The sequence below is a fragment of the Magnetospirillum fulvum genome (assembly GCF_900108475.1).
GTDB classification, from domain to species: Bacteria; Pseudomonadota; Alphaproteobacteria; order Rhodospirillales; family Magnetospirillaceae; genus Phaeospirillum; species Phaeospirillum fulvum_A.
Map to the genome: position 1 here is coordinate 1 of NZ_FNWO01000025.1, position 14,549 is coordinate 14,549.

Annotated in this window: 13 protein-coding genes; 10 read left to right on the top strand and 3 right to left on the bottom strand. The window is 57.2% G+C overall.

The genetic code is table 11. From position 1 onward, the window contains the following. On the top strand, nt 1-306 hold a 306-nt coding region (locus BLW40_RS16840; RefSeq protein ID WP_074770714.1), incomplete at its 5' end, for an IS5/IS1182 family transposase. Here BLW40_RS16840 and BLW40_RS17830 read toward each other — a convergent pair. From BLW40_RS17830 to BLW40_RS16855, 3 genes are all read right to left on the bottom strand, one after another. Beyond that, a complete protein-coding gene (locus tag BLW40_RS17830) occupies nt 290-595 on the bottom strand; it encodes a hypothetical protein (RefSeq protein ID WP_211656796.1) in 306 nt (101 codons plus the stop codon). The two genes, BLW40_RS16840 and BLW40_RS17830, sit on opposite strands and share 17 nt — an antisense overlap. A gap of 78 nt (nt 596-673) precedes the next feature. Further along, nucleotides 674-895 (bottom strand): tautomerase family protein, encoded by a 222-nt coding sequence (locus tag BLW40_RS16850; protein WP_074770716.1) that lies wholly within the window; start codon nt 893-895, stop codon nt 674-676. Beyond that, a complete protein-coding gene (locus BLW40_RS16855; protein ID WP_074770733.1) occupies nt 886-1,995 on the bottom strand; it encodes an IS5 family transposase in 1,110 nt (369 codons plus the stop codon). Before BLW40_RS16855 ends, BLW40_RS16850 begins: the two co-directional genes overlap by 10 nt. Before the next feature lie 21 nt (nt 1,996-2,016). Between BLW40_RS16855 and BLW40_RS16860 the strand changes: the two genes are divergently transcribed. From BLW40_RS16860 to BLW40_RS16905, 9 genes are all read left to right on the top strand, one after another. Then, the gene (locus tag BLW40_RS16860; protein ID WP_139305651.1) at nt 2,017-3,354 is read left to right on the top strand and encodes an SIR2 family protein; all 1,338 of its coding nucleotides are present in this window, start codon (nt 2,017-2,019) and stop codon (nt 3,352-3,354) included. Between the two features lie 30 nt (nt 3,355-3,384). Next, complete coding sequence (locus BLW40_RS16865; RefSeq protein WP_139305652.1) at nt 3,385-4,356, top strand: protein kinase domain-containing protein; 972 nt, start codon at nt 3,385-3,387, stop codon at nt 4,354-4,356. A gap of 499 nt (nt 4,357-4,855) precedes the next feature. Beyond that, nucleotides 4,856-5,616, top strand: a protein-coding gene (locus tag BLW40_RS17265; RefSeq protein ID WP_139305653.1) for an IS5 family transposase whose coding sequence is annotated in 2 segments (ribosomal slippage) — nt 4,856-5,171 and nt 5,171-5,616 — 762 coding nt in all. Because the reading frame shifts where the segments join, the coding sequence is not laid out codon by codon here. Between the two features lie 189 nt (nt 5,617-5,805). Then, complete coding sequence (locus BLW40_RS16880; protein ID WP_074770721.1) at nt 5,806-6,474, top strand: hypothetical protein; 669 nt, start codon at nt 5,806-5,808, stop codon at nt 6,472-6,474. A 134-nt stretch (nt 6,475-6,608) separates the two neighbouring features. Beyond that, nucleotides 6,609-10,133 (top strand): DEAD/DEAH box helicase, encoded by a 3,525-nt coding sequence (locus BLW40_RS16885; RefSeq protein WP_074770723.1) that lies wholly within the window; start codon nt 6,609-6,611, stop codon nt 10,131-10,133. Between the two features lie 10 nt (nt 10,134-10,143). Further along, entirely contained in the window at nt 10,144-11,709 is a 1,566-nt protein-coding gene (locus BLW40_RS16890) for a VPA1262 family N-terminal domain-containing protein (protein ID WP_074770725.1), read from the top strand. Nucleotides 11,710-11,857: 148 nt separating this feature from the next. Next, nucleotides 11,858-12,082 carry a hypothetical protein gene (locus BLW40_RS16895; RefSeq protein ID WP_139305654.1) on the top strand — a complete coding sequence of 75 codons (225 nt, stop codon included), beginning with the start codon at nt 11,858-11,860 and terminating at the stop codon, nt 12,080-12,082. Nucleotides 12,083-12,182: 100 nt separating this feature from the next. Further along, entirely contained in the window at nt 12,183-14,240 is a 2,058-nt protein-coding gene (locus tag BLW40_RS16900; RefSeq protein WP_074770729.1) for a hypothetical protein, read from the top strand. A 27-nt stretch (nt 14,241-14,267) separates the two neighbouring features. After that, on the top strand, nt 14,268-14,549 hold a 282-nt coding region (locus tag BLW40_RS16905; RefSeq protein ID WP_074770731.1), incomplete at its 3' end, for an IS5/IS1182 family transposase.

Genomic DNA, 14,549 nt, shown 5'->3' on the forward strand with positions numbered 1-14,549 from the left:
ACCGCTGCCGACGCTCTGCTCGACCAGATGCCCGAAACCCACATTCTGCACGGCGACAAGGGTTACGATAGCAACGCCGTCCGCCGCAAGATCGAGAGTAAGGGCGCCGCGCCAAACATCCCCCCCAAGGTCAATCGACGCTGGAAAAACTGCTTCTCGCCCGTTCTCTACCGAGACCGTAACGCCATCGAGAGAATGTTTTGCCGACTCAAGGACTTCCGCCGCATCGCCACCAGATACGACCGACTCGCCAAAAACTTCATGGCGGCGGTCTGCATTGCCGCAACCGTCAGTTACTGGTTATGAGTCCTGACCCTAGGATGAGGCTATCAATGAGACAGCGGGTCTCGAAGGCGTCGCCGGGATCGCGAAGCGGAGTACGGGCCAGAGAAAACGCTCTAAGCGTATCCTCGGCGATCACCAACAGCAGGCTCGCTAAGCCTTGGTTCCACAACGCGCCGTGAAGATCGACAACCGCGTCACGATCGTAATGATCGGCCTGCAGGATCGCTACCGTCGGTACTCCCTGGACACAGAAGATAGCTGACAGGCCCATTTCATTGAGTGCCGCGCGGATGGCCGGGGCATGCGGCACATCGCTGACCGCGTCCGCGGATTCGTAGAGTTCTGGCGAATGCCGATAGGTAAGGCCTAGCAGGCTGTTGAAAAAGGCTCAGTCATCGACCCCCGCCTTGCCGTAGCCGGGTCCAAATTTGTCGGCGTGCAGTTGGCCACCTGTCGCCCAGTTTTCTCGGTCATATTCTTCGATGAGGATGGTGACCCATTCGGGCTTCACGTCGAGCGTTTCGGCCACGGCCTTGGTTACGGCCTCGACCACGGCCCGCTTCTTGTCAATCGGGCGGCCTTTTCCGATTCGGATCGTGATTACAGGCATAGAGCGCCTCCTTGTTGGGCGGCCAGCAGTTTCGGCAGCCGTACCAGATTGTATGCCGCCGCCGTGAAGGCGAAGGCCCAATCCACCTTGTCCAGCCCGCGCAGTTTGGTCTTGCGCATCCCGGCCACCGTCTTGATCCAGCCGAAGGCCTCTTCGATGCGCTTGCGGATACGGATGGACGCGGCATAGCCGGGATGCCGGGTGGTACGCTTGTCGATGGCCGAGCGCCGCCGGTTGCTGTTCTGCGCCACATGGGGACGAACGTTCAACGTGCGCAGTTCCTCGACAAAGTCGGCGGCGTCGTAGCCCCGGTCGGCCCCGAGCGTGATGGCGCGAGGCCGGTCGGCCCGTGGCTCGATCATGTCCAGAGCCGCCAGGCGCTCGGCATGGCCCGAAACGCGGGTGAGGCGGGTATCGACGATCAGGCCCGAACAATTCTCCATCAGGCCGTGCCCGATGAAGCACAGCTTGGCCTCCATGCCCGGCCCCTTGCGGTAGAGCATGGCATCGGGATCGGTGGTGCTCTCGTGGGTGTCATTGGACCGCTTCTCGCCCCGGAAATCGGCCGAGGCGTTGCGCCCGCCGCCACCTTCGCCGTCATCCTTGCCCGAGCCCTTCGGCTTGAAGCTCTTCATCGACGCCCAAGCCTCGATCAAGGTGCCGTCCACGCTGAAATGTTCGTTCGACAGCAGCCGCTTGATCCGGGGCTGGGACAGCACGGCGGCCAGAAATTTGGCGGCGATGTCGCCTTCCAGCAGGCGGTCCCGGTTTTTGGAGAAGGTCGAGTGGTCCCACGCCGGATTATCGACGCCGAGGCCAACGAACCAGCGGAACAGCAGGTCGAACTCCAGCCGCTCCATCAACTGGCGCTCGGAGCGGATCGAATAGAACGCCTGCAACAGCATGGCCCGCAGCAGCATCTCCGGTGCAATCGACGGCCGTCCCATTCCGGAATAGAGCGCCGCAAACTCACCTGACAGCACCGCCAGCGCCGCGTTCGCCATCTCCCTGATCGGCCGGAGGGGATGGTCCTTGCGAACCCGCCTCTCCAGGTCAACGTAGGAGAATAATTCCCCCGACCGCTTGTCTGTCCCGCGCATCATCCCCTCGGACGCAATCCCTTGGCCGAGATTGAATCATGCCGCCGCTCAGCAGGCTATGGGGTTTTTCAACAGCCTGTTAGCGCCAATGCCAAATTGCCCGGCTGGGGCGGACTCCGTTCAAAGCTGGAAAAGCGACACGAGGATGACGCCATGCTACTTGCTGACGTGGAAGCAAGGAAGCTGAGGCGAGGACACGTCAGGGCAATAAGATCACTTCCCGACCCATGGGACGCATTTAGCACCCTAAAGGGGGCAATGGCCCCCAGTTCATACCACAGCGTAATAAAATCTGAGCTTAGCTACTCAGACGACGCTCCACTTCCAGAAGTAATAAAGAAAATATGGAGACTAAGAACATACGGCGTTGTTACCCTAAATATAGACACTTTACTTAGTCGGGCCTTTGCTGAGGTGAGAGGCCTTTTACCGCAGCATGGCGTCGGATATGCATTGCAAAAAAAGATCAGACTAATGCAATCAGATAAGCAGTGGATAATCAATCTGCACGGAATTGTTGATGATGAGGAAACCTGGGTCTTCACAAGAGAAGACCTTGCAAATCTGTTTGCCGATTATGCCTATAAATTATTCATGAAAACGCTATTTCTCTCCAATAGAGTTATTTTTCTTGGCATCGGCGCAGACGATCTTGCCATTAAGAGGCACCTTGATGAGCTAAAGACATCGGGCATCCCGCTCGATGTGCACTACTGGATAACTGATCGGGCCGACATAAAGACCGCCCAGTGGGCCGCTGGTCACAACATCAAGACTATTTTTTACCCTCCAGCCGGAAGCGATCACCAGACGCCCCTTCTCCGCATTTTTGATGCTCTGGACGGCCATATCGAGAGATACAAGGCTGCCGCGCCGGTCACGCCCTCAACTCCACCCTCAAATGTTGCGCTGACACCTCAGGAAATAAAAGAGAAATCTCCAGAAGAAGCTCGCGCGATTCTCTCATCGTATGCGGCTAAAGTATTGGCAACAAAAAATAAGGTTGATGCTGAAAATAATTACGAGAATTTTTTAAGGGCATATACCGAAGCCGTCAATCATGCCGCTTTGATCGAAGACTTTCCACCATACAATGTCGTATTTGGATGTCAACTCATGCCACCCACTATTGGTGGCGGAGCGTTCGGGCGAGTCTATCTCGCGCAAAAGGGCGGAAACAAATTGGCGGTCAAAATCATAAACAATAACGTCCGATCCGACAGAATCATGCTTAACAGCTTCAGACAGGGAGTTGAATCCCTTGGAATGATACGGGACGCTCAGATACCAGGCGTTGTTGAAATAATTGATCCATACGAAATTCCGCCAACAACCATAATGGAATATATTGAAGGATAGAATGTCGAGCAGCTTGTGAAGGGTAAGTCATTGCACCAAATTTATCACGGCTTTCCGCTGATGATTAAGGTAACAGACACAATTCGACAGGCACATAAAATTGATGTTCTTCATAGAGATATTCGACCTTCGAATATAATGGTAGCCGATATTCATGGTGAAATTTACGCAGAACGCAACGTTGTCGTTCTCGATTTTGACCTTTCCTGGCACAACCGGGGTAAGGATTACAAGATTAGCGAAAACATGACAACCATGCTTGGCTATCTTGCGCCGGAGCAATTTACTGACTCGCCGTCGGCCAACCGAAAGGCCGCTGAAGTAGATGTTTATGGCCTCGGCATGACACTCTTTTACATCATCTCCGGACGCCACCCGCAGGCAAACGAACGCACCGCAGCCACTTGGAATACCGCGTTGGCCTCCATTTCAAGGAACCGCTTCCAAACAAATTGGCATTCCCTCGGAAGCCGTTTGTCAAAGCTGATCAGCGACGCAACCTTGCCCGACCAGAAAAAACGGCTCGATATCGCATCATTTCAGGACAGACTGAAGCTTATTGAGATGGCTTCAAAGTGGCCGGAATGCAACGTAGTTGATGTCGGCTTCTGGATTGAAGAAATAGCCGCCCGCTCTTTTGGTGTTGATAATATATCATGGGATGATGATAATATAGTTGCCAAACTTAGCCCGCTTCCGAATTGGTCTATCAGCCTGCAGGGGCGTGAAGTAGCCAGAGGTGCTCATATTTTTCTAAGTGTAGATTACGCAGATGTAGGTGTTAGCCAATTCCGCAAGATCACAAAATACGGGCCAAACAAGTTGTCCGAAATAAAACGCACACTTTCCTCCGCGGGCTGGAAAATAAACGAAGAACGAACAGAATACGCAAGTTATTCTGCGCGCATATTCGCCACTATTGATGTAGATTTGGCCATTTCCAATGTGAAAAACGTCTGTACCGCTCTAATGGCGCTGCGAGAAAAGATTAGCTCTTCTTAGAATTGGGCGGCTTTGGTGGGGATATCCTGTCGAGCCACACAAGAGGAGCCATCCTTTTGGATGTCTGACAATTCCGCCTCGGTTACGGTGACAATGCACTTATTCCTAATGTCTGCTTTACCGATCCCGTCTCCAAAACCCGTCCTTCCCTTCACGGCCCTTTGGCGCCCATCTCAGTCATTCAGTGCAAGTTCACCGCCTCCGAACCGGACATCGTCTTCCCGGTCCGCGAAACTCTGATGGCAAGCGCTGCTCGTCCAACCCGGCCACCCAAAGGCGTGATCACAGCGAAAAGCCGCCATTGATTCAAATGGCGCAGCTCAGGCCAGGGGCTAGCCAGTGTGTGGGGGACTACCCGCCGAATGAGCGCAGATGGAAGGCCTTCAGGTCATTATTCATTTCCGCCAGCGTCAGGTTGTTTTAGGGCGTAAACTCATAAAGGGGATTCCCATGGATTCCTTTTTATGATTCAAAGGCTTCGAATTTTCTGGAGCCTTTGATGACCCGGCGTCGCTACGAGTTGACTGATTGCGAATGGTCGATCATCCAGCCCCTGTTACCGAACAAGCCGCGGGGTGTGCCGCGTGTGGATGACCGGAAGGTTCTGAACGGTATCCTGTGGCGGTTCCGAACCGGATCGCCATGGGCGGAAATCCCCGAACGGTACGGACCAGCGACGACCTGCTACAACCGCTTCGTCCGCTGGCGGAAGGCAGGGGTGTGGGACCGGCTTTTGGAAGACGTTTCAAAAGCCTATGACGGCGACATCGTGATGATCGACTCGACCTGTGTCCGCGTTCACCAGCACGGAGCCACGGGAAAAAGGGGGATCTCGACGATGGTGGCATGGGACGTTCCCGTGGGGGCCTCACCAGCAAGATCCACGCGCTCGTCGATGCAGACGGCCGTCTGATCGATGTCCGGCTGACCGGCGGTCAGGTCCACGACAGCGTCGAAGCCGAAAGCCTGCTGGAAGGGCTGGACGACGGCGCGATCCTCCTCGCCGACAAGGGCTACGACAGCAACGCCATTCGCGCCTTGGCCGCCGACAGGAACGCCTGGGCCAACATTCCGCCCCGGTCCAACCGCAAGGGCTCCTTTGTCTTTTCGTCCTGGGTCTACCGACAGCGCAACCTCGTTGAGCGTTTCTTCAACAGGATCAAGCAGTTCAAGGGAATCGCCACCCGGTATGACAAAGACCAGCGCAACTTCATCGCCGCCGTCAAACTCATCGCCTGCCGACTCTGGTGTCGCACTTAATGAGTCCAGGCCCTAGAGGAATTTGCGTGCCGCGAAGAGATGTGCGTGTGAGGGCCGTATCCCCACCGACGCGTTAGCAGGTGATACACTCCAACGTGCTAGCCGCATGAACCCTGGCTGTCTGCCACGTGATTGGATCAGGCAAAGGGTTGGCTGGGCCATCTGAGGCGGACTGGGAAATACGAACCCATGGACTTGAAGACTATTAATGCACTTATCGAGCAGCTTCGCCGCGAAACTATCGGCGCGCCCGAATGGGTGCCGGCGAAACAGGCATTCGAGTACCGCGGACATTCGCCGATCGTTGTCGCGGTTCTCAAGCTCGTCCGAGCCGCACACGGCGTCTCGGCAGTTGAGAAACTCTGTGCCTCAGGCTTGTTTGTCGATGCCGGAGCGATCATGCGCTGCATTTTAGATTGCTGCGATGAAATCCACTTCCTGCTTGAGGAACACCCGGCAGCTTCAGGGCACGCCCAAAAATTCGTAAAAGCATTCTTTGAAGCGACTATAGACAGTGACATGGACGAACCCACACCCGCCGTTCAGGTCAAAAAGGTCCGCGCTGCAGTCGTTCGAGTTTTAAAGGGACACCACGACGACGCAACGCAGAAGGTGATGGAGGGCATCCACAAGACTTTCAGCGGATACATCCACGCAAATTATGCGCATGTGATGGAGGTCTATAACGGCGGTAAGGACGATTTCAATTTAGCCGGAGTGCCATCACCATCTCTTAGAGCAGAACGGATGCAATATGTTGATGTTGCGCTCACTTCTGTTGTCCTCACGGCGGCATTCATCGCCAAAACGCTGGCGCGCCACGAACTGCAAGGAGAGTTTGCCAAATTTCTCGATTAGCCAGAAATGCTCCGCCAAGACGCCGATATCGGAGGGAGAAACATACCGCATCAACACTCTATAATTGAGGTTACGCCAAATCGGCTCTATAATATGGAGACACGCGACATCTGCTGAGAAACAGCTTCAACACCGTGCGTAATCATTCCAAGCGACCCTTCTTCCACCACAGCATCACCCAGCTTGAAGCCCTCTTTCAGAGCAGCCAAAACTGCTCGCAGCTTCTGAAACAGTTGGCTGACGAGCTTCAGCACCGCGATACCCTGCGCGCGACAAAACTGCGCGAGGAGGTTGCCGCCGCGCTGAACACGATGAAAAATCCCAAATTCTCACCGCCCCCCATTATTACCCCTCATCCGGCCGCACCTTCCCAAGCCACACCCCCCGCGAAGGATTGGGGACTGGACGAGCCTTCCAGTATCCTCGCCGCTTGGACCGCACTCGAAGCGTTGACACCACAGACCTATCGCCGGCCGGAAGATTTTGCCTCCGGAGATCGAGCCTGCGTTGCTGATTTGCCGAGTACAGACCTCCCCTGGCGCCGGGGCGAACGATCGCACCCGAAACGCCGGTTGTTCTACCATGTGGTGCTGGGGTGCATTCACATGGGGCGGGCAACGGAGGACCTCATCCGCGCCTTCGGCGAAGATGAGGAAAGGCCCAGCCGAATCCAAGAGAAGTCGGCCATCGCCGCCGTTATGATCGATCAGAATGGCGTTGTGGTCGAAGACAAGGCCGTGGCGGTTTCCAGCTTTGCCTGGGCTCTCCCCTTGGCCTTGCAAGGCAAACTCGGTGAACTGGGGCAATGGCCCTCCATTGAAGGCCGCGCCGTCGAAGAGTTGACCAAACTGGTGGACCGGGTAGATGACAAGGGAAAGAGGCTGTCACTGGATTGGGCCAACATCCTTGCTGCACACAATTGGCTGGCGACTCGCTTCGGCCTCCCGCACCACCTCATCGAAAAGCCCAGCTTCGCCATCCGGGTCTACCACTATTTCAAGGCCAAGACGCCCCCTGAACCAGCGTTGCTCAATTCGTTTTTTCTGAACGACCTGTCCCGGGTTTCCGCTGGTCTCGCCGCAGGAACCTTGCCTGCGGGCCTGCGGGCATATCTGGGCATGGCTGCGCCCGCATCGACCTTCGATCTGCTGGAAAACACGGCGGCACTGGAGCAGGCGGTTTCTCCTGCGCTAACACCCGCGGCACGGTGGCCGGTACCTGGCGGCTTTCCCCTGGTGCTGCTGCAGCAAGCGGCCGTCAACCTAGCACGGACGGAGTTGCGACAGGGCGGCATCGTCGCCGTCAACGGCCCCCCGGGTACCGGCAAGACCACCTTGCTGCGCGACCTCGTGGCGGGGTGCGTGCTGGATCGTGCCCTGGCCATGGCAACCTTTGAGGATCCTGAAGCCGCTTTCACTCCATCCGGCGAGAAGGTCGCGGTCGGCGACAAGGCATTCTTTCACCTCTATCGCCTGGACGAACGGCTCAAGGGACATGAGATCCTTGTGGCATCCAGCAACAACAAGGCCGTGGAGAACGTCAGCAAGGAACTGCCGGCCACGAAAGCCATGGGGCGTGTGGACTATTCCGGCTATTTCAAATTGATCAGCGATGTCGTGCTCAACACCGACCGGGCCGATGAAGACGGAACCCCCGTCGATCCCACGGACACTTGGGGCCTGATCGCTGCCGTACTTGGCAATGCCCGCAACCGCGCGGCCTTCCAGAAGGCGTTCTGGTGGCATGAGGACTTTGCCTTTCGCCTATACCTGAAGGCCGCCAAGGGCGATCCAGTGGTGCGAGAGATCAAGGACCCGGCCAGCGGCGAGATCCTCGAACGGCGGCCGCCAGCCGTGGTCGAGACCGAGGCTCCGCCGACCGCCGGGCAGGCCAAGGCCAATTGGCGCAGGGCGCGTGACCGCATGGCCCGCTTGCACCAAGAAATCCAGGCGGAACTGACGAGCCTGGAGGAGGTCCGTCGCCGCTGCCTGACACTGGACAAACTGCGCCGCGCCTTGGCGGAGGGCCGCAGCCAGCTCGATCTGATGCGGGAGCAAGCCGACCGGCATGAAACTTATTTAGAACGGGTACAGGTCGAACTGCAGGCCGCCCGTGACGCCTGGGGACCACTATCCAACCAGTTATTTCAGCTAAGAGCCTGCCGCCCCGGCTTGCTCGCGCGACTGTTCCGGACGAAGTCTTGGCGCGAGTGGATGGCACGCCTCGCCCCGATTGCCCAGGCCGAGAAAACCGCCAGCGACCGCTTGAAGCGTTGCGAAGGTCCGGTGACGGATGCACAGCGGTCTCTGGCCGACTGGAATTCCCGGGTTCGGACGCTGGAGGATCAACTGACCGCCCAGCAGGAACAGGCCGACACCTTATCCCGCGCCGTCGATGAGGACCGCGGCCGTCTGGGAAATCGGCTGGTGGACGCCGACTTTTTCGCGCAATCGCATACGGACTGGAATCTAGCCTCTCCTTGGCTGCCGGACGATCTGCACCGGAAACGGGAGGATTTGTTCCTGGCCGCCCTCGATGTCCACCGTGCCTTTATCGACGTTGCGGCACAAAAAGTTCTTCACAATCTCAGCATCCTGATGGACACATTCGCGGTCGGCCCTCCGCCGGAGTTGGTCAAGAAGGGATTGCTGGGCGAACTCTGGTCCACTTTGTTCCTGGTGGTGCCGGTGCTATCGACCACGTTCGCCTCGGTGGAACGCATGCTGGGCGCTCTTCCGCCCCAAAGCCTCGGCTGGCTGTTGGTCGATGAGGCTGGTCAGGCCCTGCCACAAGCTGCCACAGGCGCAATCCTGCGAGCCAAGCGGACTATCGTCGTCGGCGATCCTTTGCAAATCCCCCCGGTGGTCACTCTACCCGATCGGTTGAACGCCCAAATCTGCAGCTATTTCAATGTCACCCGGAAACTTTGGGCCGCCCCCGACGCATCATGTCAGACCCTCGCTGATCGTACCTCGCGCTTCCAGGGTTCTTTCCGTTCCGATCAGGGGCCGCGTCAGGTCGGCATGCCTTTGTTGGTGCATCGACGCTGCCAGGAACCCATGTTCGGTATCGCCAACCGGATTGCCTATGACGGGCAAATGGTCCATGCAGCCAAACCCGACGACGGGAATTCCATCGGCAATATCTTGGGACCAAGCCGCTGGTTCGACTTGGATGGCACCGCAGATTCCAAATGGTGCGCGGCCGAAGGCGAGGTCGTCGTCGACTTACTGCGCCGTCTCGCCGATGGCGGGGTCGTTGACCCCGAGCTGTTCATCATAACGCCCTTCCGCAGCGTCGCTCAGGAGATGCGCCGCCGGCTGGACCGAGAGCGTTCGCTCTTCGCCCATCTGAGGATTACCCCAGGCGATTGGACTGCCAATCACGTCGGCACAATACACACCGTCCAGGGGCGCGAGGCCGATGCCGTGATGCTGGTCCTGGGCGCTCCCATGGCGGCTCAGAACGGGGCCCGCGCTTGGGCTACAGGCACACCCAACATCCTGAATGTCGCGGTATCGAGAGCCAAAAAGAATTTTTACGTGATCGGCTCATATGGGGCTTGGTCGGGTATGGGCCACGCGCGCGAATTAGGCCATCCGACCGTGATGCCAAGGGAGCGACTCCAGGCCGCTTCTGCAAAGCCAGGCATAGACTGAGGAAGCCCCCATGGCCGATACGCATCCCATAAAGTTGCCGACAGTCCCGGACTTGAGCATTCCTGGTGATTATGGCCATGCATGCCTCCACCTGGCTTGGTATCGCGAAGACCAGGAACGGTACTTGCTGTTCGCCATGGTCGAGTTGCTTCCCAGCGAATTTCCGCCGCCCGACTCGACGGAGGAGCAATGCCTGCGAACACGTTCCCTGGGAAGAAGAACGGCCGTTTATGTCCGCCGCGACGTCTTGCCGGCGACAGAGGCACTGACGTGGTACGAGCACTGCCGAGATGGCCACGTACGCCTGCCCGGCAGCGATGTTGTCCTGTCCACCGCCACGCTGGCTCAAGAGCCATGCTGGCCGTTTCTTACCAGCACAAACAACCTGCCGTTCCACTCGTGGGGAACCGTACGCTCTCACCATTTACTCCAAGCCAGGACTCCAGATGCCGCCCAGCGCCCACTCGTTGACCGGAAGGCGCTCGCCTGGTTGCAGGATCGCCTTTATTTCAGCCTGCTGCAGTATGGGGAGTGGTTGGGATCGATCAATCTGGTCGCTCCCAACCCTGTGCTACGCGCCATTCATCACACGCTGTCGGTGGATCACCAGGGGGAAGGCAGTGACTTTCACGCCATCGTCCGCCAGGGGCACAACATCAGCGGGCTCGTTCTTTACGCGGCCGAGCACCGACACCAAGGTGTCGCAAACCTTCAATCCATTCCTTTGCTAAAGGCCTACCAACGCATCGCCCATGTTGGGCGCACCGAACGGGTCAGCTTGGCTGTGGTCTGCCCGCAGCGCGGCATCCTGGAGTGGATGGAGCCACTGCCTTTCCTGCGGACCATCAGCATTTCGGGGAGCATGCTGGGAACGGAAAAAGAAGTGCATGTTCCGGATACGCTGCGACGCAAAGGAGAGACATATCGCGCTACCGTCCGTAGCTTAGAACAAACCAGCGTCATGGGTGAGGAAAGCGCATCCACACATATTTCGACATTTCTTTACAGCCAGGAGGCAAAAAGACGACAGAACGCTGAAGCAGAGAGATCGGGTCAAAAACTTTTCAACGGCTCCCCTGACGAGGCGCGGGACTTTGTCCGACAACTGATCGGGCGAGCACGGTGCCAGGTTATCATCGTCGATCCATACTTCGCTACAACAGAGTTGTTCGCTTTCGCGCTGGCCATTACCGACCACGCCACCGACGTCACTATCCTGACCTCCTCCGGCTGCATGCGATCGAAGGATCAAACCATCCCCGACAGGGAGGCCGGGGAGGTGTTGCTGCACCAAGCAGAACACCTAGGGAAACAAGGCGAGCAGCTGAAAATCATGGTCATGGGAGGCGACTCGGCTCCCATCCATGATCGCTTCCTCGTCATCGACGACACCGTGTGGCTATCCGGGAACTCCTTGAACGCCATTGGCGAGCGTGCAGGACTGCTGATGAAGGTCCCGGCCCCCGGCCAAATAACGGACTTGATCGAAATCATCCTCGCAGATACCGCGACCAAGCCTCTTAAGCTGTGGGTTGAAGAGCGCCTGGCAGCGCGAAAAGCGTCTGAACGCCCATGAGAGAGCCGCCATTCAAGGGGCGGGAGACCAAGCTGCCCGAGACAAAAGCCACCGCCACACCTTCCTTGTCTCCGGAACTGATATGGGCGTCGATTTCCGATGATTGCGATGCCGTGGACGGATGCTGCAGGACCGCCTGGATCGGCGCATGAGTCTTACCGAGTTGCGCTTGATCACCGGGGAAAAGGACGCAAAACCACCTTTCCTCGACCTGCAGAATATTCTGGAATATTTAAATCGAAAAACACCCGGAAGGCTCTATGACATCGTATTGGCTGACCGCATGGCCGAGTTTCTGCATGACCGCTTCGCGGTCACTGACAATGAACTCTGGCATTTCGGCGGCACCGTTGGCGGTCTGGAAAAAAGATGACCGCTGTCAGCCGAGGCTGGAACGCCGAAACCCGGAACTTCATTACGTTCTTCGATCACACCTGGAACGATCTTGCGATCAAAGCTAAAGGCGGCAGTAAATGATCGACACGGATAGCCCCATGGACTGGCGGGAACTCCATCGACGAGAGGTGACCGCAGGCCGAGCGGTAACGAGTCACCCAAGCTTCGGCGTGAGCTTATCGATTCTCCGTCCGATCCTGTCCGAAGCCTTTGCCAAGTTTGATCCGGCCACTCGAACGGAAGGGCGATATTCACCCATTGATCTGGAATGTGAGCAGATTAAAGCAGCGCTGGTGTCCCAGCCACACCCGCTGCCCGAAAAGTGGATTTCCGGCCTTACGGAAATATCCATGCATGGGGTGAACGACCCTGCCGTCGAGTGGATCTGGGGAGTAGCCATCGCAAACGCCATTATAGAATATCCCCAATACGGCGCGGATGCCGCGTGGAGCCTGTTAGAAAACCGCCACATCTCTCAGGAAGCCGTCATCCAGATTTTCGCCGACAGCTTGGCCGGAGCCTCGCGAAATGTCGTTTTGGAGGCATTAACGGAACTTGCCAGCTTCATCGGTGCGCATCCAGGCATTGGGGTCTACGCCCCAGAACGCCATGGCCTGACGAAACGGCTGGAGGAATGGCGTCGCAAAGAATTGATCGAGACGGTTTGGCACGACCCGTTGGACCATGTGCCATGGCTTTATCCGCCGATGAGCTTATTGACGGCCCTTTTGCCGACGGAAAAGGCATGTTTTCTCACGCTCCTTGAAAAGACTCGCTTTCCCCTCGCCGTCTCACAGGCACTCGATTCTCCGGAAATCTTTGAAAGACTAGACCTGCTTTTGGAATTGCTGATCTTGGCGCCCGATACCTCCGAGGACGACAGCGGGAACGGCTGGTCATGGAATCGCAATTTAACTGCACCGAAGTTACTGGCGGCCACTTTGAAGCATGCAAAGGAAGCGCTCGATCCCAGGAGTGACATACGCACTATCGAAAGCCTTGACGCCCAGGCTGCTCCAATATTCGCAGCCGTCGCCGAGACGATATTGAAGCGACACGATGGAACATTTCTGTCATTCCAATGGCTTGGCCACCTCATCGGAGAAGATCACAGGCAATCCAACCGGAGATCTGAAATCTGGCATCCCATCCGGGCAGCAATGAGCGCGCTGGCAGAGGCAATGGCCAGCCTTGATATTGGCCTTGATCAGGGTTTGCGGGCGTTTCACCTCATCCTTCCAGCCCCATCGCGGTTGGAGGAAATGCGTAAATCGGGCATTGGCGACCAGGAAAGGGGCTGGGTAACTTCAGCCACCGATGCCTTTCTGACAACCACACTGACCGAGCAGGCGGATGCCCGAAGCCAAACAAGAGCATCGGCAGCCACTTCCCTCATCGAGCTATACCACTCTGTGCTGATCCGCCGGGATCAGGGGCTCTATGTGTTCCAGCAGGATCCATTCCCCACATGGCGGCATTGGCAACCCGCACAGCTTTATCTCTCTATGGATGCCCCCGTGGCAGAATGGGAGAGCGGCTGGCGATCTTTGGCGGAACAACGCCGTCGGGCCTTTATGACCCACGACGATACCCAAGCCGATGACCCGAGCTTCTTTCATGCCTGCGTAGGCCTTTCGCTGGTCGATTATCTGGCGTTTGGCGCAACAGCTCGGCCTAAAGAAGCATGGGAGTGCTGGCTTTCCTTGTTCGATTGCGTTTTCTCCGCAGCCCTTCAGCTAAACTGGGTCAGGCATGACCGTTGGCGCCATCTTTTGGCCAAGGCGTTTGCACGTCTCCCTCATATTCGGCGAGTGGACGATTTTGAGGAGATGGCGGCGCAGTTAAGCCGGCTTGGCGGAGATGACGAACTACTGGTCTGGTGCTTAGCGATGATCCTGGACAACGGAGTGGAAGCTCCGTTGTTGGCGCAAGCGATGCAGATACACCGCGTGAACCTGACCGCCCGTCTGGCGGACTTTATTGCATGGGAGGAGCGAGAGGGCACTCGTCGCCCACCGTCTCCACTCGCCGAAAAAGCAAAAGAAATAGTGCAAGTGCTCCCCCCATCACTGGTGTACGGGCAGACAGTTAGGGTCAGGACCCATAAAAATGTTTTCTTGGGAGAAGCTTTGTGATTCAAGGAATCCTAAAGGAGCCCTTGAATGGACGATCATCTTTTCTGGCTGACGGACGAGCAGTTTGTGCGGCTTGCCTCGCATCTTCCGACCGATACGCGGGGCAAGGCACGGGTAGATGACCGGCGTGTCATCAGCGGGATCATCCATGTCCTGAAATCAGGATGTCGCTGGGTCGATGCCCCTTCAGCTTATGGACCGCGCAAGACGCTCTATAACCGTTTCGTCCGCTGGGGCGACAAGGGCATCTGGCAGAACATATTTCATGCGCTGGCTTCGGCGGGAGGCCCTCCGGCCCAGGTGCTGATC

Excerpts from the sequence above, each read along its gene's own strand:
- BLW40_RS16850 (WP_074770716.1), bottom strand. The coding sequence starts at position 895 with ATGCCTGTAATCACGATCCGAATCGGAAAAGGCCGCCCGATTGACAAG.
- BLW40_RS16855 (WP_074770733.1), bottom strand. The coding sequence starts at position 1,995 with ATGCGCGGGACAGACAAGCGGTCGGGGGAATTATTCTCCTACGTTGAC.
- BLW40_RS16880 (WP_074770721.1), top strand. The coding sequence starts at position 5,806 with ATGGACTTGAAGACTATTAATGCACTTATCGAGCAGCTTCGCCGCGAA.
- BLW40_RS16890 (WP_074770725.1), top strand. The coding sequence starts at position 10,144 with ATGGCCGATACGCATCCCATAAAGTTGCCGACAGTCCCGGACTTGAGC.
- BLW40_RS16895 (WP_139305654.1), top strand. The coding sequence starts at position 11,858 with ATGAGTCTTACCGAGTTGCGCTTGATCACCGGGGAAAAGGACGCAAAA.
- BLW40_RS16900 (WP_074770729.1), top strand. The coding sequence starts at position 12,183 with ATGATCGACACGGATAGCCCCATGGACTGGCGGGAACTCCATCGACGA.